The organism is Kitasatospora sp. NPDC058032 (assembly GCF_042885845.1).
Taxonomy (GTDB): Bacteria; Actinomycetota; Actinomycetes; order Streptomycetales; family Streptomycetaceae; genus Kitasatospora.
In genome coordinates, this window is the sequence record NZ_JBHVRK010000029.1 from 21,569 (window position 1) to 43,597 (window position 22,029).

17 protein-coding genes are annotated in these 22,029 nt (G+C 73.8%); 5 read left to right on the plus strand and 12 right to left on the minus strand.

Features of this window, described 5'->3' with window-relative positions; translation table 11 throughout:
* Positions 1–6 precede the first annotated feature (6 nt).
* From ACFVUH_RS31790 to ACFVUH_RS31835, 10 genes are all read right to left on the minus strand, one after another.
* Positions 7–2,904 carry a LuxR C-terminal-related transcriptional regulator gene (locus ACFVUH_RS31790; protein WP_387916861.1) on the minus strand — a complete coding sequence of 966 codons (2,898 nt, stop codon included), beginning with the start codon at positions 2,902–2,904 and terminating at the stop codon, positions 7–9.
* Positions 2,905–3,321: 417 nt separating this feature from the next.
* A complete protein-coding gene (locus ACFVUH_RS31795; RefSeq protein WP_355359634.1) occupies positions 3,322–4,101 on the minus strand; it encodes a GntR family transcriptional regulator in 780 nt (259 codons plus the stop codon).
* 180 nt (positions 4,102–4,281) lie between these two features.
* Positions 4,282–5,079 carry a TSUP family transporter gene (locus tag ACFVUH_RS31800; RefSeq protein ID WP_387916862.1) on the minus strand — a complete coding sequence of 266 codons (798 nt, stop codon included), beginning with the start codon at positions 5,077–5,079 and terminating at the stop codon, positions 4,282–4,284.
* The gene (locus ACFVUH_RS31805) at positions 5,076–6,500 is read right to left on the minus strand and encodes a rhodanese-like domain-containing protein (RefSeq protein WP_387916864.1); all 1,425 of its coding nucleotides are present in this window, start codon (positions 6,498–6,500) and stop codon (positions 5,076–5,078) included. Before ACFVUH_RS31805 ends, ACFVUH_RS31800 begins: the two co-directional genes overlap by 4 nt.
* A 121-nt stretch (positions 6,501–6,621) precedes the next feature.
* Positions 6,622–7,821, minus strand: a complete 1,200-nt coding sequence (locus ACFVUH_RS31810) for an FAD-dependent oxidoreductase (protein WP_387916865.1) — start codon at positions 7,819–7,821, stop codon at positions 6,622–6,624.
* A 171-nt stretch (positions 7,822–7,992) separates the two neighbouring features.
* Positions 7,993–8,364: a DUF6508 domain-containing protein gene (locus ACFVUH_RS31815; RefSeq protein ID WP_387916866.1), complete on the minus strand. Its 372-nt coding sequence runs from the start codon at positions 8,362–8,364 to the stop codon at positions 7,993–7,995.
* Positions 8,357–9,532, minus strand: a complete 1,176-nt coding sequence (locus ACFVUH_RS31820; protein WP_387916867.1) for an ADP-ribosyltransferase — start codon at positions 9,530–9,532, stop codon at positions 8,357–8,359. Before ACFVUH_RS31820 ends, ACFVUH_RS31815 begins: the two co-directional genes overlap by 8 nt.
* A gap of 595 nt (positions 9,533–10,127) precedes the next feature.
* Positions 10,128–10,796, minus strand: coding sequence for a transglycosylase family protein (locus tag ACFVUH_RS31825; RefSeq protein ID WP_387916868.1), 669 nt, complete (start codon positions 10,794–10,796; stop codon positions 10,128–10,130).
* A gap of 254 nt (positions 10,797–11,050) precedes the next feature.
* On the minus strand, positions 11,051–13,909 hold the full coding sequence (locus tag ACFVUH_RS31830; RefSeq protein WP_387916869.1) for an SdrD B-like domain-containing protein: 2,859 nt from the start codon (positions 13,907–13,909) through the stop codon (positions 11,051–11,053).
* A gap of 210 nt (positions 13,910–14,119) precedes the next feature.
* Positions 14,120–14,956 (minus strand): helix-turn-helix transcriptional regulator, encoded by an 837-nt coding sequence (locus tag ACFVUH_RS31835; RefSeq protein WP_355359616.1) that lies wholly within the window; start codon positions 14,954–14,956, stop codon positions 14,120–14,122.
* 112 nt (positions 14,957–15,068) lie between these two features.
* On the opposite strand from ACFVUH_RS31835, the gene ACFVUH_RS31840 reads away from it, so the two are divergent.
* From ACFVUH_RS31840 to ACFVUH_RS31860, 5 genes are all read left to right on the plus strand, one after another.
* Positions 15,069–16,331, plus strand: coding sequence for a CynX/NimT family MFS transporter (locus tag ACFVUH_RS31840; RefSeq protein ID WP_387916871.1), 1,263 nt, complete (start codon positions 15,069–15,071; stop codon positions 16,329–16,331).
* A gap of 61 nt (positions 16,332–16,392) precedes the next feature.
* Entirely contained in the window at positions 16,393–17,001 is a 609-nt protein-coding gene (locus ACFVUH_RS31845) for a DUF2087 domain-containing protein (RefSeq protein ID WP_387916872.1), read from the plus strand.
* A gap of 118 nt (positions 17,002–17,119) precedes the next feature.
* Positions 17,120–17,911 (plus strand): 3-hydroxybutyrate dehydrogenase, encoded by a 792-nt coding sequence (locus ACFVUH_RS31850; RefSeq protein WP_387916874.1) that lies wholly within the window; start codon positions 17,120–17,122, stop codon positions 17,909–17,911.
* Between the two features lie 142 nt (positions 17,912–18,053).
* The gene (locus ACFVUH_RS31855) at positions 18,054–19,334 is read left to right on the plus strand and encodes a lipase (RefSeq protein WP_355359605.1); all 1,281 of its coding nucleotides are present in this window, start codon (positions 18,054–18,056) and stop codon (positions 19,332–19,334) included.
* Positions 19,335–19,345: 11 nt separating this feature from the next.
* Positions 19,346–20,374: an alpha/beta fold hydrolase gene (locus ACFVUH_RS31860; RefSeq protein ID WP_387916876.1), complete on the plus strand. Its 1,029-nt coding sequence runs from the start codon at positions 19,346–19,348 to the stop codon at positions 20,372–20,374.
* 75 nt (positions 20,375–20,449) lie between these two features.
* Here ACFVUH_RS31860 and ACFVUH_RS31865 read toward each other — a convergent pair whose 3' ends face one another.
* On the minus strand, positions 20,450–20,869 hold the full coding sequence (locus ACFVUH_RS31865) for an SRPBCC family protein (RefSeq protein WP_387916877.1): 420 nt from the start codon (positions 20,867–20,869) through the stop codon (positions 20,450–20,452).
* A 58-nt stretch (positions 20,870–20,927) separates the two neighbouring features.
* Positions 20,928–21,938, minus strand: coding sequence for an aldo/keto reductase (locus tag ACFVUH_RS31870; RefSeq protein ID WP_387916879.1), 1,011 nt, complete (start codon positions 21,936–21,938; stop codon positions 20,928–20,930).
* Positions 21,939–22,029: the final 91 nt, after the last annotated feature.

Consider the following 22,029-nt stretch of genomic DNA (forward strand, 5'->3'; position numbering starts at 1 on the left):
CCGCCCCTAGCGACTCGGTGCGTGGACGTGCTCCGCCTCGTTCCTCGGCCGGCGTCTGGGGGCCGCGCCGGATCCCCTCGCCGGGACCAGGTCGGTGCGGCCCCGTACGTCGAGCTTCCGGTAGATGTTGGTGAGGTGCATCTCCACCGTCCGGGGGGTGATGAACAGCTGTTCGGCGATCTCCCGGTTGCTGACGCCGGTCCTGACGAGGGTGGCGATCCGCCGCTCGCTGCGGGTGAGCGTGTCGAGCGGGGAGACGGCGATCTGCGGCATCCGGCCGCCCGCGTCGGCGAGCAGCCGGCGCGCGGCGGCGCTGAGCAGGTGGTAGCCGCACCGGGTGGCCGTCTCGATCGCCTGCCGCAGGTGCCGGCGGGCGCCCGGCAGGTCGTCGCGCAGCAGCAGCTCGCGGCCGAGCCGGTAGCGCGCCTCGGCCTGCGCGAGGCGGGCCGGGGACTGTTCGAGCACCTCCACGGCCTCGGCGAGCCGTTCGGTGCGGGCCGCGCCGGTGGCGATCACGCCCGCGGCCACCAGGCCGAGCCCGCGGGCGCGGGCGGTGCCCCAGCCGTCCACCGCCTCCTGGACCTGGGCGACGATCCCCGCCGCCGCCGCGGTACGGCCCTGGCCGGCCAGCGTGGTCGCGGCGGCCAGCCACCACGGCGCCAGCACCGGATTGGCCACCCCCGCCTCCGCCAGGCTGCGGCCGCACCGCTGCCACAGCTCCACCGCGCCGTCGAGGTCGCCCAGCGCGCGCCGCAGTCGGCCCCCGACGTAGAGGTACTGGTGCCACTCCCAGATCTGCTGGTCCAGGCCGGCCGGGCGGATCCGGTCGAGCACGGCGGCGGCCTCCGTCACCTCGCCGCGCGAGAGCAGCACACTGCCCAGCTCGACGGCGGGCAGCGGCCAGACCGTGGCCCGGTCGTCCCGCTCCGCGAGGGCGACCGCCGTGCGGGCGACCGTCTGCGCCCCGGCGAGGTCGCCCACCCCGTGCAGGGTGTGGGCGCGCCCGGCCAGGACCGACAGCCGCATCCAGGGCTCGTGCAACGCGATGCCGTTGGACAGCGAGCGGGGCAGCGCCCCCAGCGCCTCCTCGACCTCGTCCGCCAGGCCGAGGACCAGCGAGGAGGCGAGCGCCTCCCACCCGGCGGGCACGGTCTCCTCCACCCGCAGGGCCCGCCGGGCCAGCGCCACGGCCTGCCGGGCCGGACGGCCGGTCAGCGCGGCGAACACGCTCATGCCGGAGAGCAGCTGACGCTCGGCCGGACTGTCGCCCCGGGGCACCGGCCAGCCGCCGACCAGCGCCCCGACCGGCGCCATCGTCGACTTCCCGTTGACGGCGGCCACCAGCAGGGCGGACTCCAGCGAGGTGCGCAGCTCCCGGTCGGCCGGGAGCGGGTCGGCGCCCAACTGCCGGCGCAGGTCGACGAGCGCCGCGCCGAGCACCCGGACCGCCTCGGGGACGTCGCGCGAACCGAGGGCGGCCCGCCCGTACTCCAGGGCGATCGACGCCCGCTCCCGCACCCCGTCGCTCTCCCGCAGGGCGTGGCGCAGCTGCTCCAGGGCGGCGGCCGGCGCCACCCGGGCCGAGGCCCTGGCCAGTTCGATCCGCACGTTCCGGCGCTCGGTCCCGCCGAGCTCGGCGGCCAGCGCCCCGCGCAGGTAGCGCGCCGCCGCCCGGGCGGTCGCCCCGCCGGGCGACTGGGCCGCCGCCTCGCGCAGCACGGTGAGCATCCACGGCTCCGGCAGTTCGGACAGCAGGGCCAGCTGGTCCGCCACCTCGGCCGCCGGGCGCCCGGCGTCGTTGAGCACCCGGGCCGCGCGCAGGCGCAGCCGTTCCAGCTCCGGGCCCGGCAGCTCGGCCAGCACCGCGGCCCGCACCGCCTCGGCCATCGGCGCCCCCGGACCGGGCCCGATCACCCCGAGGCGCCGCAGCCCGTCCAGTGCGAGGGCCGGCCGGCTGCCGCCGACCCCGCAGAGCGACCCGAGCAGATCGGGGTCGGCGCAGCCGAGGACGGCCAGCGCCACGGCCACCTGGCGCACCTGGCGCGGTTCGGCGGCCAGCGCGGTGCGGGCCGCGTCGACGCCGACGGCCTCGCCGAGCACCCGCAGCCGGTGCAGCCCGCGCTCGTCAGGGTGCACCCCGGCCGCGCGCAGCCTGCCGAGCAGCCGTTCCAGCAGCAGCGGGTTCCCGCCGCAGAGCGCCCGGCAGCGCCGTACGAACCGCTCGTCCGGCAGGCCGCCCAGGGCGCGGGCCACCGCCCGGCCGGTCTCGGCCTCGCTCAGCGGGCCGAGTTCCAGGAGCGCGCAGCAGCCCTCGGCCAGGATCTCGGTGAGCATCGCCGTGCCCGGGCCCTCGACGGCGGTGCGCTGGGAGAGCAGCACCAGCAGCGGACGTCCGGCCGCGCGGCGCAGCAGGAAGTGCACGCATCGCAGCGACTCCTCGTCGCACCACTGCGCGTCGTCCAGGACGAGCGCCAGCGGGCCGGCGGCCAGCAGCTCGACGGCGTGCCCGTAGACCTCGCGCTGGACCGCGAAGGCGGCCCTCGCCGCGGTGGCCCCGGCGGGGTCCGGCCGCACGCCGAACAGTTCGCGAACGGACCGGTACCCGCGCCCGCTCCGCTCCCCCTCTCCCCCCTCGTTCCCCCCGGCCCCGTTCCCCTCGGTCCCCGGCGCCGGGCCCGCCGACCGACGCACCGTCGTACCGGCCTCCGACACCCGCCCGGCCACCGCGTCCAGCAGCCGGCTGCGCCCGATCCCGGCCGGTCCGCGGACCAGCACTGCCCGTGCGACGCCCCCGCGCGCCTCTTCCGCCAGTCTGAGCAGCCCCGCCGGTTCAGCGACTCGATCGATCTCGCGTATCCCGGTTCGCCGGCCCATGGCGTTGTGCACGCCCATGACGTCTCCCATCCCCGAAACCCTGCATCCCCGCCCCCGGTTTGATCGACGCGATCCGGTCGGCTTCGGCTTTCCCGACGAAGCCGACCAAACCCGATCGGAATCGATGTTAGCCTCACCGCCGGTGACTGATGATCAACTTTGAGCTAAGAGACGGCCGAAGCCCGCCCTACGGCGCGCGGCCCGCCCGGACCGCCACCCCGGCCGTTCACCCCGGCCAGGACCTCGGCCGCGGCCCCGGCGGCCAGCCCAACGGCGCTGGTTCGTGAACGACCCCCCTTCGCGGGGTCCCATGACCGGGACCGGCAAGCACATCGGACACAACGGCGTGAACTGCACTATGCATGTCATGCCAACGAGCCGAACCCGCTACCCTCCGCCCCCGACCGTCTCCGCCCGCGTTCCCCTGCCGTTCCCGCCGCGTTCCCGTCAGGGTGTCTGGACCGGGGCGCCCAGCCGGTAGTCGTGCGCGGTGAACGCGGCCGCGACGGCGAAGCGGTCCGCGCGGACCAGGGTCTGCCGCCATTCGATCAGGCGCCCCTCGGCGTCCCGGCCGAGCCGGTCGATCGCGAGCAGCGCGGTGGTCGGCGGGCAGTCGAGCAGGATCCGCTCCCCGCGGCCGGGGACCACGGCGCGGATGCGCTCCCAGCCGCCGCCGATCCGGCTGCCGCAGTGACGTTCCAGCTCGTCGTAGAGCGAGGTGCGGGTGAAGTCCACGTCCAGCAGCGGGCGGGCCACGTCGGCCGGCAGCCAGACCCGGTCCACGGCGAGCGGCTCCTCGTCGGCCAGACGGACACGTTCGAGGTAGACCAGCGGCGTGGACTCCTCGAGCCCCAGGCGGGCGGCGATGACCCCGTCGGCTCGCTGGTCGAGCGCGCGCACGACGCTGCGCTGGACGGCTCCGACCTCCTCCACCGCGCGGAACAGGCTGTACGCCTCGCCGACGTCCTGCTCCAGCGGGCGGCTCGCGGTGAACCGGGAGGCCCGGCCGCGCTGAGCACTGACCACGCCCTCCTCCCGGAGCGTGCGCAGGGCCTCGCGCACGGTGTGCCGGCTGACCCGGTACTCGGCGACGAGGTCGTGCTCACCGGGGAAGACGTCGCGGAACTCGCCCTCGTCGAGCCGGCGTTGCAGGTCGGCGCGCAGTTGCGCCCAGAGCGGATTGCCCGCCGATCGGGTCAGCGGCCTGGGGCCCGGCTCGGAGGTCACGGCGCCGTCCTGGGGGTCAGGGATCGGATGGGTGGTGCGGGATCGGGTGGTGCGGGACACGCCTTGAATGTTCGTACCTTGACGGGGAGAGCACAAAATCGGCGCCCGGCGGGACCGGCGGGCACCGACGGGGTGGCCGCCGCCCGGGCGGGGTGTCCCGGGCGGCGGTCGTGGGAGCCGTCAGACGAGCACGCCGACCAGCATCGACCCGGCCACCGCGAGCAGCACGGCGGCGAAGGCCCGCTGCAGCGCGGCGCCGGACAGCTTGGCGGCCAGTCGCTTGCCGTCCCAGGCCCCGAGCACCGCGGCGCCCACGAACGGTCCGAAGACCGCCGGGTCGAGCGAGATGCCGGTGACCGTCAGCCGGGTGGCGAGGGAGACCAGCGAGTTGACGAGGACGACCACCAGGCTGGTGGCCACCGCCTTGCGCATCGGCAGCCGGAGCACGGACACCAGCGCGGGCACCGCGAGGAAGCCGCCGCCGACTCCCAGCAGCCCGGTCACCGCCCCCAGGCCGGCCCCGGCCGCGAGCGTGCCCAGCTGGCTGCCGCCCGGGCGCCGGTCGCCCTCGAGCCCTTCCTCGGACCGGCCGGCCTCGGCCGGCGTGCGCCGCGCGGCCCGGGTGCCGCGCAGCATCGCCGCGGCGGCCAGTGCGGCGAGGACCGCGAACGCACAGGTCAGCACCGGCTGCGGGATGCGGTGGGCGAGCCCGGCCGCCCCGGCGGCCGGGAGCACGCCGGCCGCGGCGAACAGCCCGCCGGTGCGCCAGCTGATGGTGCCGGTACCGGCGTGCCGGGCGAGCGCGGTGACGGACGTGGCGGTGACGATGACCAGGCTGGTGGTCCCTGCCTCGGCGGGCGAGACGCCCAACAGGTAGACCAGCGCCGGGACGGCGAGCACTCCCCCGCCACCGCCGAGCGCGCCGAGGGCCACGCCGACCACGGCTCCGCAGAGCAGAGCGGTGATCAGGACGCTCACGCCGTGACGCCGTCCGGAGCCCGGTCCGCGGCGTGGACGACCTCACCGTTCCAGGCGGCGAAGCCGCCGCGCAGGTCGACCGCCTCGAAGCCGCGGGCCCGCAGCACGGACGCGGCCACCGAGGAGCGGTTGCCGCCCGCGCAGATCACGGTCAGCGGCTGCTCGGTCGGCAGCTCGGCCAGCCGGGCGAGCAGTTCGGGCAGGGGGACGAGCCGGGCGCCGGGGATGCCGCCCTTCTCCCGCACCTCGCCCGGGCCGCGCACGTCCAGCAGCTCGAACCCGCCCGTACCCTCGGCCAGTTGCTCGGCCAGGGTGTCGGCGTCCACCCGTCCGGCGGCGGTGAGGTGCTCCGCGCCGACGGCGTCCACCGGACCGGCCAGGGCGCCCAGGACGCGGTCGAAGCCGATCCGGGCCAGCCGGTTGCGGGCCTCGACGACGGTGTCCGGGTCGCCGCACAGGATGATGGCGTCCTGGGCGTCGAGCACCTGGCCGGCCAGTTCGGCGAACCGGCCGCCGAGCGGGATGTTGACCGCGCCGTGCAGGTGGGCCGCGGCGAACGCCTCCGGCTCCCGGGTGTCCAGCACGGTGGCGCCGCCGGCCCTGGCCGCGACGAACTCCTCTGCGGCGAGCGCGGGGACGGGGGTGTCCTCGTCGAGGACCGGACGGGCCTGGCGGTTGCGCACCGAGGTGAACGCGAAGTAGGCGGGCGCGGCGGGCTGACCGGCGGTCACCACGGCGACGAACGCGTCCTCGGCCATCTCGGCGAGCGCGTAGTTGCCGCGGCGCTGGTTGCCGATCGTGCAGCTCAGCTCGGTGGAGAGGTTCTTGCCGCAGGCCGAGCCGGCGCCGTGCGCGGGGTAGACGCGGGTGTCGTCCGGCAGGGTGAGCAGGGCGCGGGTGGACCGGTACAGGTGGCGGGCCATCTCCTCGGCGGACCGGCCGCGCGAGCTGAGCAGGTCGGGGCGGCCGACGTCGCCGATGAACAGCGTGTCGCCGGTGAGCACGCCGAACGGGACGTCGTCACCGGCGTGCTCGCGCACGACGACGCAGATCGACTCCGGCGTGTGCCCCGGGGTGTGCAGGATCTCCAGGTCGACCTCGCCGAGGCTGAGGCGCTCGCCGTCGCCCACCGGGTCGGTGTCGAAGTCGAGCGCGGCGGCGGAGCCGTAGGAGATGCGCGCGCCGGTGCGCTCGGCCAGCTCCAGGTGGCCGGAGAGGAAGTCCGCGTGGATGTGGGTCTCGATGACCCGCTCGATGGTCAGGCCGTGCTGTTCGGCGGTGGCGAGGTACTCGTGCACATCGCGCTGGGGGTCGACCACGACGGCCCGGCCCGTGGTGCGGTCACCGACGAGGTACGAGGCGTGGGAGAGGCAGTCCAGGTAGAACTGCACGAAGACCAGCGGTCCGGCGGGCTTCGACATCGCAAGCTCCTGAAGGTGGACGGTGGGTGCGCCCCGCGGCTTTCGGACGGGGCACGGGTGGGCTGGCCGCACGGCCCGGACGGCGGGCTGCGGCGGGGGATCCGGGGTGTGCCCGGCAGGGTCAGGCGAGTCCGCGGAGCATGAGGTTCCAGTAGAGGAACGGCAGGCCGCGCCGCTTGAGGTGCCACATGTCGGTGCGCTCGCGGATGGTGTTGATCACCGGGATCGACGGAGTGGGCCGGCCGCTGTAGTCGAACTCGGCGAGCAGCATCTTGTTGCGCGCGGTGGTCAGCGGGCAGGACGCGTAGCCGTCGTAGGAGGCCTTCGGCTCGCGGCCGTTGAGCACGGCGAGGAGGTTCTCGACGAGCACGGGCGCCTGCTTGCGCACCGCGGCGCCGGTCTTGGAGTTCGGGGACGAGCCGGCGTCACCGAGCGCCCACACCGTGGGGTAGCGGACGTGCCGCATGGTGTGCTTGTCGATCTCGACGTAGCCGGCCGGGTCGTCGGCACCGGCGAGCGGGCTGCGCTTGATCCAGTCCGGGGCGCTCTGCGGCGGCACCAGGTGGGCGACGTCGTACGGCAGGGTCGTCGTGCCCCCGGTCCCGAGGTCGGTGACGACCACCTCGCGGGCCTCGGGACGCACCTCGGAGACCTCGCTCCCGTAGTGGACCTTGATCCCGTAGCGGCGCACCACGTCGTCGAGCACCCGGGCGAACTCCGGGACGCCGAAGATGGCGGCGCCGGGGATCACCAGATGGACGTCCATCCGGCCGAGCACGCCCTCCTTGCGCCAGTGGTCGGCCGCCAGGTAGGCGATCTTCTGCGGGGCGCCGCCGCACTTGATGGCCCCGGTCGGCATGCTGAACACCGCGCTGCCGGAGCGGGCCTCACGGATGAAGCGCCAGGTCGCGGGGGCGTACTGCGGCAGGTAGTTGCTGGACAGCCCGTCCCTGCCGAGCCCGGCCTCCAGGCCAGGCACCCGGTCCCAGTCGAGCTGGATGCCGGGGCAGACGACGAGGTGCTCGTAGGAGACCGTGCCGCCGTCGTCCAGCGCCACCTCCCGCGCCTCGGGATCGATGGCGACGGCGGCCCGGCGGATCCACGCCACACCCTTCGGCATGACGGACGCCTGCGGCCGGATGCTCTCCGCCAGCGGTGCCCGTCCGCCGCCGACCAGCGTCCACAGCGGCTGGTAGTAGTGGTGCTCGCTCGGATCGAGCACCGCGACGTCCTGCTCGCCGGCCCGACGGAGCCGGGCCGCGACCGAGATCCCCGCGGTCCCGCCGCCGATGATCACGATCCGGTGATGCTTGGTTATCAAGGGGCCTCCCCGGCCTGACCAAATGTACGGACATTAAAGTAGGACCGAGCCGTCATGGCTCGCAAGATTTGTCCGTACATTTTGCCTCCGGGGCACGGCCGGCCCACGGCAAGGGCGCCGGCCGGCCCTCATGAGCCATGAGGGCCGACCGGCGCCCGATGCGGCGCGCGCCTAGAGCGCGCCGGTCTCCACCAGCGCCTGGAGCCGGTCGACGACCGTGCCCAGGGTGCCGTCCTCCTCGATCTGTTCGAGGTGACCGCCGACGAAGCGGTCGATCCGCAGGTGCGCGGTGGCGATCCGGCGGAGCGTGTCGGCGTCGGCCGAGGCGATGAAGGAGGGATCGGAGATCCGGCCGTCCTGGTACGGAGCCCAGTTCTTCCAGTCGAAGCCCTCCTCGACCAGGCCGCGGGCCGAGGCCACCACGGCGAAGTGCTCGACGGGGGCCAGGCCCAGCGGCAGCCGGACGGGCGCCGCGGCAGCCTCCGGCGCCGGTCGGTACAGGGCGATGATCTCGCGGGCCGATTCCTGTGTCAGCTCAGGCATGGTCCGAACCTCCGCACCAGTTGGTCAGGATCTCGTGGACGGCGAAGTTCCAGAAGTCCTTCGGGTTCTCCTTACGGGTGTCCACCTGGTAGGTGAGGTCGCGCGGGAACAGCACCTCCTCCTCGTTGGGGAACTCCGAGTAGTCCCACACCTCCGCGCCGGTCCGGCCGTCGATGTCGAGAAGGGCGTTGGTGGCGAACCCCTGGGCGACCTTCCGGTCCGTGCTCGTGCTCGTGTACGAGGTGTTGAGGATCTTCGCACCCACCACGTGCTTGGCCAGGCGATCCGCCTTCATGTTGTCACCGCGGTAGGTCGTGCCGAGGTGGAGCTTCAGGTTCCACAGGCCGGAGTCGATGGCCTCGAAGAGCGGCAGCAGCTGCCGGTACTCCGGGTCGGTCGGCTTCTTCTTGTACAGCACGGAGTTGATCGCTTTGTAGTAGTTCGTCGTGTAGATGCTGACCGCCACGGCCTGCCGATAGGTCACCGAGGCCGGCAGCTTGATGCTGCCGATCTTCGCTTTCGCCTGCTTGACGTACACGTCGTAGTCGGCGGGCAGCTTGAGATCGAACACGTTGTCGTAGTTGTTCTTGATCTCGGTGAACGCGGGCGTCAGCTGGTCGCCGAGTTCCTTGGTCAGCGCCACGACCTCCACGGTGGACACCTTGGTGGTGTTCGACGACGCGTAGTGCGCCGCCGCCCAGGTGAGCGCCGACAGCACTTCCTTCGGGTCCGCCTTGCGCGCTCCGGTGCACACCAGGGACGTGGCGACGCGCACCGGCTCGGTGGGATAGAAGCAGGCGAGCGCCTGGAAGATCGCCCGGACCGGGACCCCGGCGTCGGCGTCCCAGTCCTTCGGTTCGAAGACCAGGATCCGCTTGAACTGGATCCCGGGGGCCGTCACCGGCTTCGAGATCCAACAGGGCAACAGGGGTCGGTAGTCCTTGGCCTTGTCCTTCGCCAGGGCTTCGACGGAGACGCCCGCCTTGGCGAGCGCACCCACCAGGCTCCCCTCCGTCGGGGTGTAGTCGTCGGGCAGGCAGGAGACGACGAGGACATCGACCGCGTCGGCCGACGCCAGTTTCGTCAGGTCCCCCCACAGGAACTGGACTGTTCGCTCGTCCTTGTCAGGATGGTCGACCTTGAAACTGTCGATCTTGGTCAGGGCCATGGTTGGTCCGCCTTGAACTGTTCGGGGTCCGCCGGGGAGGAAGGCACCTCCCCGGCGGTCGGGGCACGACGGTCGTGACAGGTCAGGGGTGGTTACTCCTTCAGCTTCGCGAGCGGGGCGTCGACATGGATGTTGGAGTTGCCCGGGATGTCGGGACTGCCCTGGCCGGCATCGCCGCTGCGCGGCGGACAGGGGCCGCGGTCCCGGCCGCGTCCGGCGCAGCACGGGTACGGACGGGCCCCGGCACGTCCACCGTAGGCACGGAGGCGGACGGGTCGCCAGGGCCGGTCCGGTCCGGTCCGCACGAAGCGCGAACATGCTCACCGGGCGTCACCGGGCCCACCCTGCGGCGCAGTCCGGCCCGGTCGCCACCGCCGACCCGTGCACGGTGCGGAGTCACCTGTCCGACCACTCGAACGGCGTAGCGCCCCGGCTAACGCGGCCGGTCGTGCGCCCGCCGTGGAACGGTCGGACATCCACGACCGCAGAGGTCGTGGGCGTCCCGCCCGCGAGGACCGCGCGCGAAGCGGGCCGACGCCGATCCCGACTCCCGCCGAGCTGCTCAGCGCCCTGCCGCGCCGACCGCGCTTTCCCTCTACGGCTCCAGGACGAGGACCTGGCCGGGCAGCAGCAGGTCGGGGTCCTCGCCGACGGCGTCGCGGTTGAGCTCGTACAGCGCCGGCCAGCCACCGGCGATCCCGGACGCCTCCGCGATGTCACTCAGGGTGTCGCCGTCACGCACCGTCCACGAGCCCTCGGCGACCGCCTCCACCTGGTGTCCCGCCGCACCGGTGCGGGGGGACGCGGGCACGGCGGGCGTCTGCGGCCGGGTCCGCGCGGGCCGGTCGCCGCGCTCCCGGGTCTCGGCCCGGGCGGCGGGAGGCTCGCCCCCACGGGCGATCCGCGCACCGCACGCCGCCCACGGCGCCAGGCCCCGACGGCCGGCCAGGCGCTCGGCCACCGCGATCTGCTGCTCCCTCGTCGCCCGGTCCGCACGCGGCGCGTACGCCGGCCCACCGTTGGCACGCCAGGTCGCCGCGTCGAACTGAAGACCCCCGTAGTAGCCGTTCCCGGTGTTCGCGCTCCAGCGCCCTCCGCTCTCGCAACGGGCCAGCGCGTCCCAGTCCACCCCGGTACCCGCCCCCGTGCGCACCGACGCCGCGTCGGCCGGCGGCGTACCCGGCCCTGCGAGCACGGCGAGGAGGACGAGCAGCGGGAGCAGCAGGACCGGCAGACGGCGCACCGGCGCGGGTACGAACGGCATGAGAACTCCACACCTCGGGAACAGGGACCGGGCAGCGAAGCGCCCGCGTCATCCGTCCCCAGGCGATCCGTCCCGCCGTCAGGACGGCCGGTCACCTCCTCCGGGCGGCGGCCCCGGACCACTCCAAGGGCCGCTCCGCCTCCGTCCAGGAGGGACGGCGGCCGTCGGCCTGGGCGGCGTGGGTCTGAACACGCGCAGGCCCTCCCCCGGACCGCGGACCGGGAGAGGGCCTGCCACCACCACAGGGTCGGACGCTAGTGGCGCCGGGCCCTGCGCCGGCGGAGCTCCACGAGGGCCCAGCCGAGGACCGTGAACGCCACGGCCGCGACCGCCGTCGGTACGACCCCGTCCTGTCCGGTGTCGGCCAGGCGCGAGCCGGGCGCGGCACGCGGCGCGGCCGGTGCGGCCGGCGGGGCCGGCGACGTGGCCGGCGTGACCGCTGCCGCCGGAACCGCCGGTGCCGGCGCCTCGGGCGCGGCCGTCGGCGCGGGCGTCGGCGTGGCCTCCGGGGTGCTCACCGGCACGGTCGGGGTCACCGTCGCCGTCGCGGTCACCGTCGGCGTCGGCGTCGGCGTCGGCGTCGGGGCGGGCAGCAGCCGGTTGACCACGGTCGCCGAGACCCCGGCGTCGAGGTTCTCGGAGTTCAGCACCAGCGCGCCGGACACCGGGTTGTCCGGAACCGCGTAGCCCTCCGGCGGGCTGATCTCCTGCCAGTAGTACGTTCCCGGTTCGACCGTGGACGTGCAGAGTCCGTCGGCCCCGGTCGTACAGGGGTCACCGACCCGGGTGTCGGGCGCGTCCCCGGAGGTCTGCGGCCCGTCGGTGCCGTTCGTCTCCCGCCACAGCGCGAACCGCGCCCCCGCCAGCGGCTTTCCGTCCTGGTCCTGCTTGACCAGCCGGACCGCGCCTTCCTGGCGGCGGAAGCCGAGGTCGAAGGTGTGGTCGTTCTCGCCCGGTCCGCCGGTGGTGAGCGTCCGTTCCGGGTAGCGGGCGCCCTCCGGGACGGTGCCCTTGGAGTCCACGAAGCGGTTGTCGCCGACGCCCGCCTCGGTCGGCACCCACCGGTACAGCGGCCCGCCCGACGCGTAGTCCGCCGGGTTGTCCATCCTGATCGTGTACTTGGTCCTGGGCTTCAGGCCGCCGGGCACGTTGGAGTCGTCGAAGTAGTACTCGCCGCGCGGTGTCGTGGTCGTCGACGCGACCAGCTTGCCGGACTCGTCGTAGAGGTTGACGGTGGCACCGGGGACCGGGCTCTGGCTCGGGCTCTGGACGCCCTTGCGCTCGGGGTCGTACCAGACCCGGTTGCCGATCTGCATCGGCGCCTGGTCGCAGAGCACCTCCAGGTCGCCCATCGAGGCGCCCTTCCCGAAGGCGGGCCTGGCGGTCGAGGCGTTCAGGCCCAGGCCGGAACCGGCGGCCCTCGTCCCGTCGCGGTTGGTGAACATCGTGCCGATGCGCCACGCGGTGTCGGTGGGGTCCACGGCCGAGATCGCGATGGAGTCCTCCACCTTGGACAGCGCCATGCCGGCGTAGGCCGCGTTCGGGTGGTAGCCCTGGAAGGTGCCCACGCTGAAGAACCTGGTCCCCCGCGTGGTCGTCCCGCAGCCGAGGTTGGTGTCCATCACGTACATGCCGTCGGAGAGGCACGCCTTGTTCAGGTCACCGCCGGCCGCGAAGTTGTGGTACGTCGTGGGGTCGCCGGTCCGCGGGAACGCCGTCGCCTTGTCGGCCAGCCGGTCGCGGAACGCCAGCAGCATGGACCCGTCGGTCTCGAAGGCGATCTCGGCCAGCTCGGGCTCGGGGTTGGCGTAGAAGCCGGTGCCGGTGCACGCCTTGCCGTCCTGCTCGGCGGGGATCGTGTCCGTCCACGGGAACCAGCCCGCCCCGGGGCAGAGGCCCTTGGCCGAGACCGCGCGCGGGTAGTCCAGGGGCTGGTTCAGCACCGCCCGGCCGAAGGCTCCGGTCGCCGGGTCGAAGGGCAGGACGACCGCGCGCAGGTCCGAGGCCTTCCCGGTCGACTCGCCCGAGCAGACACCGCCGAGGTAACCGACGCCGTCCTGCACGCCCAGGCCGAACGGACGCCAGTCCGCCGGCGAGGGGCAGCCCGGGTCCGGAATCGGGTAGGAGGCCTCCGGCGCCGACGCGGTCGCCCCGGTCGCGTCGTAGCGGTACAGCCTGCGGTTGTCGAGGTTGACCACGAACAGGTCGCGGCCGTCCTCGGAGAGCTTCAGGGCGCCCAGGCTCTCCTTGCCCGGCGCGGCGAGGAAGGCGTCGTCGGCGGCGCCGACACCGTGCACCGACGCCCCCGCGTCCGGGACGGTGGTGAACAGCGAGGTCGTCCGGTTCGCCGGGTCGGTGACGTAGATCGCGCCGGCGCCCCCGGGGCCGTACGTGGTGTCCCGCTTGGCCAGCGCCGAACTGAACAGCCGCTTGCCGGACTTGCTCCACCCGATGCCGTAGACGGTGCCGGTCTCGGCGTTGGTGGCCAGATTCGTCGTGTCCGTGTTCTCGCCGCGCGCGCCGTAGGGGAAGCTCACCAGCGTGCGCGGGTTCTGCGCCTCGCTCGTCGCGGGCTGGCAGGCCGTGACCAGCGTCGCGTTCTTCTGGCAGTAGTCGCCGGGGTTCCACAGTCCGGTCGTGTACGTGACGTTCCGACCGCCGGCGAGGTCGACGAACTCCTCGTTGCTGCTCAACTGGTTCGGCGCGCCGTCCAGGCCCTGTCGCGACGCGAAGGCCGGGAACAGCAGGCCCGGTTTCGGGTTCACGACCTGGACCCGGTACTTCCCGCCGGCGGACCGGGCCGTGCCCGGCGCCAGGGTGACCGTGCCGTCGGCGGCCGTCACCCCGGTGACCTCGGCGCCGTCGTCACCGCTGAGGACCACCGTGACCCCGCCGATGCCGGGCTCCAGGACCGGGCTCCACACACCGGTGGCGTCGACCGCCCGCACCACCCGCACCGTCACCGAGCCGTCGGCCTCCTGCGGATACGCCGCCGGAGCCGCCAGCATCGAGCAACTCCCGATCCCCAGGGCGAGCACCGCGACCCGGCCCACCGCGCGGCGGCCGAGCGATCCCGGCCGTCGCCGCCCCGGCCCGCGCGCGGCACCGGTCATCTCTTCACTTGTAGGTGTCATTCCCGCTCTCAGTGTTCAGGCGAAGATCCGCCTCGTGGCCCGAATCCTAGAGGAGGTTCGACAATCCCTTGATCAGTCAGGCGAATTGACGTCAAATCACCCCTATCCCGCCCAGCCCGGACATCTTCTCTACGGGACACCGACACACCGTCGCCCCTGGGCGCCGCTCCGGCGCCCCTTGACCCCGGATCAGGAAATGGTCCGCAGACGGCCCGGCGAGCGGCGCCGGAGCCGGTCCAGGCTCTCGGCCGTGGCGTCGTCCTCGGGGAGGAAGACCACGAGCTGCTGGGAGTCGCCGGGCAGTTCGAGGGTCTCGCGGAGCAGCCGGAGGCGGTGCCCTTCGGGGTGGTCGAGCCGCAGGACGCCGCGGGGCGGCACCTTGGCCAGGTTCAGCCGGCGGGTGAACTCCTCGCCGGCGACGGGTGTCAGCTCGGCGGTGAGCCATTCCAGGTTCTCCAGGGACGGCGTCCGCCAGAGGTCGAAGGTCTGCTCGTCCGCGACGGCGTCCCAGTCGGTGAAGAAGGTCCGGGCCCGGGGGTCGGTGAACAGGTAGTGGTTGAGGTTGGGACGCTCCGCGTCGAACAGGCCGGCCCCGCCGGTGACCGCCCGGTAGCCGGAGGTGTGGGCGAGCACGTCGCCCAGCCGGTTGGTCACGATCGCCACGCCCGGTTCGAGGAGTTCGAGGGTGCGCAGCACGGACGCGCGCACCCGCCGGGAGGGTGGCACGGGCCGGATGTCGACGGTGCAGGCGTCGCCGGTGATCTTGGCGAGGTACCGCAGGTGGGTGCGCTCCGACGCGTCCAGGCACAGCGCGTCGGCGAGCGCGTTGACCACCGCCGGCGAGGGGTTGCGGTCCCGGCCCTGTTCGATCCGGGCGAGGTACTCCACACTGACGTCGGCCCGGTTGGCGAGGTCCAGTCGGCGCAGCCCGGGCGAGCGGCGGCGGTGGCGCTCCGGCAGTCCGAGGAGTTCCGGTTGGACGGCGTCGCGCTTGGCCCGGATGAAGTTGCCCAATGGCGTGCCCACGTTTCGAGCATAGGGGCGCCGCCGCCGCGCGCGAGGCGCGGAGGGTGGCCCTCCAGGGGCCAGGCTGAGGAGGGCCTCGCTGCCCGCCCGCCCACCGGCCGATGCTGACGGCATGGAAAACACGTCGACGCGACGCACCGGTCAGGTGCTGCTGGTGTGGGGACTGCTGGTGGTGGCCGCGAACCTGCGGGCGAGCCTGACCGGTGTCGGGCCGCTCCTGGACCGCGTGCAGTCCGACCTGGGCCTGGCTCCGGCCGTCGCGGGTCTGCTGAACACGCTGCCGCTGCTGGCCTTCGCCGGCCTGGCGCCGCTGGTGCCCGGACTGACCGCGCGGTGGGGGGCGGAACGACTCCTGGGCGGCGCGCTGGTGGTGCTGGCGCTCGGTGTCGCGGTCCGCTGGATTCCGACGACGGCCGGCCTGTTCCTCGGTACCGCGCTGATCGGTGCGGGGATCGCGGTGGGCAACGTCCTGCTGCCGAGCCTGATCAGGCGTGACTTCCCGACCAGGGTGGGCCTGCTGACCAGTGCCTACGCCACGGTGATGGGCGGGGTGGCGGCGGTGGCCTCCGGGGTGGCGGTGCCGATCGCCCAGGCCGCTCCCGGCGGTTGGCGCACCGCGTTGGGCTGCTGGGTGGTCCTCGCGCTGGTGGCGGTGCTGGTGTGGCTGCCGCAGTTGCGGACTCCCAGGCCGAGCGGTTCGAGCGGTCCAAGCGGTCCGGGCAAGCCGGCGCGCGGCGGGCAGCGGCTGCCCTGGAGTTCCGGACTGGCCTGGGCGGTCACCGCCTTCATGGGGCTGCAGTCGCTGGGCTTCTACGTCATCGTGACCTGGCTGCCGCAGGTGTTCCAGGACAACGGGGTCGACCCGGCGACGGCCGGTTGGCTGCTCTTCGTCTTCCAGGTGATCGCCGTACTGGCGAGCCTGGCGGTTCCCCGGGCGATGCGCCGGGCGCGCGACCAACGGGGGTTGGCCGCGGTCTGCTCCGCCGTCCTGCTGGTCGGCTACGCCGGCCTCTTCGCGGCACCGGGGTGGGCGCTGCTGTGGAGTGCGGTCCTCGGCCTCGGCGGCGGCGCCTGTCTGGTGCTCGCCCTGGTGTTCATCGGCCTGCGGGCCCCGGACGCGGCCTCGGCCGGCGCGCTGTCGGCGATGGCGCAGTCGGTCGGCTACCTGCTGGCGGCCGTCGGGCCGGTGGTCTTCGGCCTCCTGCATTCGCTGGGCTCCGGCTGGCGGGCCCCGCTCCTGCTGATGGTCGCCGCGGCGGCCGCCCAGACGGCGGTGGCACTGGTGGCCGGGCGCGGCACGGTGCTCCCCGCGCGCGGGCCCCGGCCCGAACCCGCCGTTCCAGCGGCGAAGAGCGGTGTGTCGAACGGACGGTGATCCGTGTACCTTCCACCGGAAAGCACGGCGCTGAGCACGTCGGAAAGGATGTTCTCCCCCCATGACACCCGAAATGACGCCCGAAGTGACGCCCGAACAACTCGCCGTCCAGCTCGCCGATCCGGTGCGGCGCCGGGTGTTCTCGGCGGTCGCCCTGGGCGCGTCGACCTCCTCCGAGGTCCTGACCGTCTCGGGGCTCGCCGCGCCGGACGCCGCCCCGGCGATCGGACGGCTCGTCCGCGCCGGGCTGCTCGTCCAGGGGCGTGGCTCGGTGGCCCTGAACGACGGGGCCCTCGCCGCCGCCGCGGACACCGCCGCCCGACGGGTGGCGGACCAGGCGGCGAACGACCAGCCCGACCCGCGGCTGCGCGGCCACCTCCGCGGCGGCGTCCTGGTGAACCTGCCGGACCCGGACCCGGACCCGGAGCAAGAACCGGAGCAGGAGCAGGAGCAGGACGCCCGGCGCGCGGTCCTCGGGCACATCACCGCACGCACCTTCGCGCCCGGCGACGAGTACGACGAGCGGACGGTGACCGACCGCCTGCGGCCGTGGTGCGAGGGCGGCGCACTGGACGCCGTCGCGCTGCGGCGCGTCCTCGTCGACGAGGGACTCCTGGCCCGGGCCGCCGGACGCTACCGGGTCACCGCCCCGGTGGGCACCGCCGGCTGAAGGCCGGCCGAGGGCCCATGAGGGCGACGCACTGTGGTGGTGGCCACCACCATCCGGGGCGCAACTGTGGTACCGGGGGACGTGTGCCCGACCCCGCCGGGTTCCTAGCGTGGCGGCCATGGAAAACACCGAGAGCACCGGCGGCCGGACCGCCGCCCCGGCTGGCCGCTTCCTGACCGGGCGGAAGGCCCTGGTGACGGGCGCGGCGAGCGGCATCGGCCGGGCGTGCGCCACCGCCTTCGCCGAGGCGGGCGCGCACGTCTACGTCGTCGACCTGGCGCGGGACGCCGCCGAGGCCGTGGCGGCGGAGATCGGCGGCACGGCCCACGTGGTCGACCTGGCGGACCCGGAGGCGGTGGACGCCCTTCCGGACGACGCCGACGTCGTGGTGAACAACGCCGGGCTCCAGTACGTGGCGCCGATCCAGGACTTCCCGGTCGAACGCTTCGTGCTGATCCAGCGCGTGATGGTCGAGGCGCCGTTCCGGATCGTCCGGCGCACCCTGCCGCACATGTACGGGCGCGGGTGGGGCCGCATCGTCAACATCTCCTCCGTGCACGGGCTGCGGGCGAGTGCCTTCAAGTCGGCGTACGTGACGGCCAAGCACGCCCTGGAGGGGTTCAGCAAGGTCGCCGCCCTGGAGGGCGCGCCGCACGGCGTCACCAGCAACTGCATCAACCCCGGGTACGTGCGCACGCCCCTGGTGGAGAACCAGATCGCCGCGCAGGCCGCCGCGCACGGCATCCCGGCCGAGGAGGTGGTGGAGCGGATCATGCTCGACCGCACCGCGATCAAGCGGCTCATCGAGCCCGAGGAGGTCGCGCGGGCCGCCCTCTTCCTCTGCGGCCCGGACGCGGGTTTCGTCACCGGTGCGTCCATCCCGCTGGACGGGGGCTGGACCGCCCGCTGACCGACCGGCACTCCACCCCCTGGCCAGGTGGCCGACGCCCACACCGTGCCGCCCGAGGTATGCGCCGCCGACATAGGGCGCACGCCGCGGCGTCCCTAGGGTGTCACGCACTGGACCCTCGGTGTGGAGGAGTGAACGCGGTATGTGGAGAAGCGGACGTGGCAGGCGCAGAGGCTTCGGCTGGCTGCTGGCGAGCGTGCTGGCGCTGATCGGCGCGGTCGTCCCGGCGGTGCCGGCCTCGGCGGCGGTGCCCTCCAACCTGACGCTGGAGGCGACCTACAACAGCGTCGCCAACGGCTGGGACCGCGTCGAGCGGTACCTCGACACCACCCCCGGCTTCCAGCAGGAGCAGTATCCGCCGGACGGCCGCGGCAACCAGGACGGCCAGCGGCTCACCTTCTTCGGCGGCGTCAAGCAGCCCTTCTCGGGCCGCTTCCTGCTCTACTCGGCCCCGGGCTGGAACACCGGCTCGCACCAGGTCCCGGTGCTGCTGGTGCACGGCGCCAACGACAACCCGGACCGGGCCTGGGCCAATCCCGGTGAGTCCGGCGGCTACGGCTGCGGATCCGTCTCCTGTCCGGGCACCGGTCTGATGCAGTACCTGTCCGGGCGGGGCTACCGGGTCTTCGCGGTCGGCTTCGCGCACAAGCAGGGCGACAACCTGATGCAGGCCCAGGCGGTCGGCGACGCCGTCGCGCTGATCCGCGCCAAGCTCGGCGTCCCCCAGGTGGACGTGGTGGGCTGGAGCAAGGGCGAGATGTCCGCACGTTCCTACGTGTCCTCGGTCAAGCCCTCCTGGGGCCGCCCGTACGCGGGCGACGTGCGCAAGCTGATCACCATGGGCGGCCCGAACGGCGGCTACGACTACCCGTTCGCCCACGGGTGGGCGCACGACTTCTCCATCTGGCCGCAGTGCGGCGGCCAGGTCAACGCCCCGGCACCGCACCTGCGGATGACCTGCTACGGCACCTACACCGCGCACCCGGAGTTCTCCTTCGCCCCCTCGGGCGGCTACGACGTCTATCCCGGGCAGCGGCAGATGCTGGCCCGCTGGGACTCGGTCTTCGGCATCGACCAGACCCAGCAGGACTGGTACACGACCTACTACGGCGGGCAGGGCTTCTACACCGACGGCGGCGGCATCCAGGCCGCGATCAACGCCGGCTCGCTGATCGCCCCGCTGCACCAGGCCGGGGTGCCCGCCTCGGTGACGACCTACCTCCTGGCGGGCGGCGCGCCCAGCGTCGTCGGCATCTTCAACGAGAACCGCGCCCCCAGCGACGGCGTGGTCTTCGTGGCCAGCGCCCTGGACACCACCGGCATCGCCACCGTCGGCGGCACCGCGCTGATCTCCCTCGCCAACCACCTGCAACTCGGCTGGGACGGCGCGGCGAGCGCTCAGGTCGCCGGCTGGCTGAACTGAGGACACGCCCGATGATCACCGATCGACTGATCACCACCGAGCGGCTGACCGTGAACCACGCCGAGATCGAGGGCCGCACCGGCGAGCCGGTGGTCCTGGTCCACGGCAACGTCTCCTCCGGCGTGTTCTGGCACCCGACCATGGCCGACCTGCCCGAGCGCTACCGCCCGCTGGCGCCCGACCTGCGCGGCTTCGGCGGCACCGAGCCGCTGCCGGTGGACGCCACCCGGGGCCTGCGCGACCACAGCGAGGACCTGCTCTCCTACCTCCAGGAACTGTCCCTCGGCCCGGTGCACCTGGTCGGCTGGAGCATGGGCGCCGGGGTGGCGCTGCAACTGCTGCGCGACCACCCGGAGCTGGTCCGCTCGCTCACCCTGGTCAACCCGGTCTCCCCGTACGGCTTCGGCGGCACCCACGGGGTGGACGGAAAGCTCAACTCGCCCGACGGCGCGGGTTCCGGCGCCGGCACCGCGGCCGCGGAGTTCGTCCGGCTGCTGGGCGAGGGCGAGTCGGGCGCCGGGTCGCCGTTCGCGCCGCGTTCGGTGCTGGACACCGCCTACGTCAGCGCGCCGCTGGCCGAGCCGGACCGCTATGTGGCCGCCATGCTGACCACCCGGACCGGGGAGGACCACTACCCCGGCGACAGCCGGCCGAGCGACACCTGGCCGGGCGTCGCGCCCGGCGAGCGGGGCGTACTCAACTCCATGGCGCCGGTCCACTTCCGGATCGACGACCTGGAACTGGTCGAACCGAAGCCGCCCGTCCTGTGGATCCGCGGTTCGGCCGACGTGATCGTCTCCGACACCTCGCTGTTCGACCTCGCCCACCTCGGGGCGATCGGCGCGGTCCCCGGCTGGCCCGGCGCGGACGTCTGCCCGGCGCAGCCGATGGTGGCGCAGACCCGCGCCGTCCTCGACCGCTACGCCGCCGCCGGCGGGCGGGTGCGCGAGGTGGTCGTCGAGGGCGCCGGGCACAGCGTGCACCTGGAACGGCCGAAGGAGTTCCTGGCCGCGCTGGTGGAGGTGCTGGACGGGGCCTGACGACGCGGCCGTCACAGCCCCGTGGCCCCGGTCCGCCGCTGTGCGGGCCGGGGCCACGGGGCTGTGCGGTGCCGTTCAGCCGGCGAGGGTCCGGTGGAGGGCGTCGAGGCCGTCGGCGTAGATGCCGGTGAAGAGGTCGACGACCTCCTGCTCGGTGGCGTTCACCGGGTTGAACCGGCCGGACCACTGGACCTCGGCGAGGTCGTCGCGGCCGGGGACGGCGTGCACGCGCAGGGTGGAGACGTAGCCGTCGACCGGGAACGGAGCCTGGAGGATGGCGTAACTGTACTGGCGCTCGGTCTCGTTGAAGTCGACGAGGCGCTCGACGATGACCTCGCCCTCGGGGTTCCTGAGGCTGCGGACGCGGCCGCCCTGGGAGGCGACGCTCTCGGGGATGTAGGGCAGCCAGTCGGGGAGGGCGTCGAAGCCGCCGATGAGGTTCCAGACCTTCGCGGGGGTGGCGGGGACGGTGCGACTGACGGAGGTGGAGGCCATGGTGACTTCTCCTGGTGGGGGCGTGTGAGGGGTGCGGGGTTGCAGGGGCTGGGGGTGCTCAGGCGCCGTTGGGCAGCGGGGCGGCCGGGCTGACCAGGCCGGCGGCGCGCAGGTCGGTCCAGAACGCGGCCGGGACGTTCTCGTTCAGCGCTGCGGTGTCCTCGGCGATGCGGCTGGGCCTGGTGGCGCCGGGGATGACGGCGGCGGTGGCCGGGTGGGCGAGGGAGAACCGGAGGGCGGCGGCCTTGATGGAGACGCCGTGCGCGGCGGCGAGGTCCTTGAGCCGGCCGACGCGCTCGATGATCTGCGGCGGGGCGGCCTGGTACTCGAAGTGGGTGCCGCCGGCCAGGATGCCGGAGCTGTAGGGGCCGCCGACGACCATGTCGACGTTCTGCTCCTGGGCCATCGGCAGCAGGCGCTGCAGGGCGTGGTCGTGGTCGAGGAGGGTGTAGCGGCCGGCGAGCAGGAAGCCGTCGGGCTGCGGCTCGTCGAGGGCGAGGGTCAGCTCGATGGGCTCGGTCTTGTTGACGCCCAGGCCCCAGGCCTTGATGACGCCCTCGTCGCGCAGGCGGGACAGGACGCGGAAGGCGCCGGTGCGGGCCTCCTCGAACTTCTGGAGCCAGGCGTCGCCGTGGAAGTCCTGGGCGATGTCGTGGACCCAGACGATGTCCAGGCGGTCGGTGCCCAGGCGCTTGAGGCTGTCCTCGATGGAGCGCTCGGCGGCGTCGGCCGTCCACACGTGGAGCATCTTGTTGGGGTTGCCGTGCTCGAACAGGCCGCCCTTCTCGCCGAGGTCGCGGGCGCCCTCCTCCTTCTCGTCGAGGATGACGCGGCCGACCTTGGTGGACAGCACGTAGGCGTCACGGGGCTTGGTGGACAGGACCTCGCCCAGGCGCTCCTCGGCGAGGCCGGCGCCGTAGAACGGGGCGGTGTCGTAGTAGCGGACACCCTGCTCCCAGGCGGCCTCGACGGTGGCGGCGGCCTCCTCGTCGGGGATCGCGCGGAACATGTTGCCGAGCGGGGCGGTGCCGAAGCCGAGCTTACCGGGAAGGATCTTCTTCAGGGACATGACAGTGCCTTTTCGATCAGCATGGCCGAGGACGCGGCGGCATCCCGGGCGCAGGGGGTGAGACATGAAGGGGTGGATGCCTCAAGGGGCG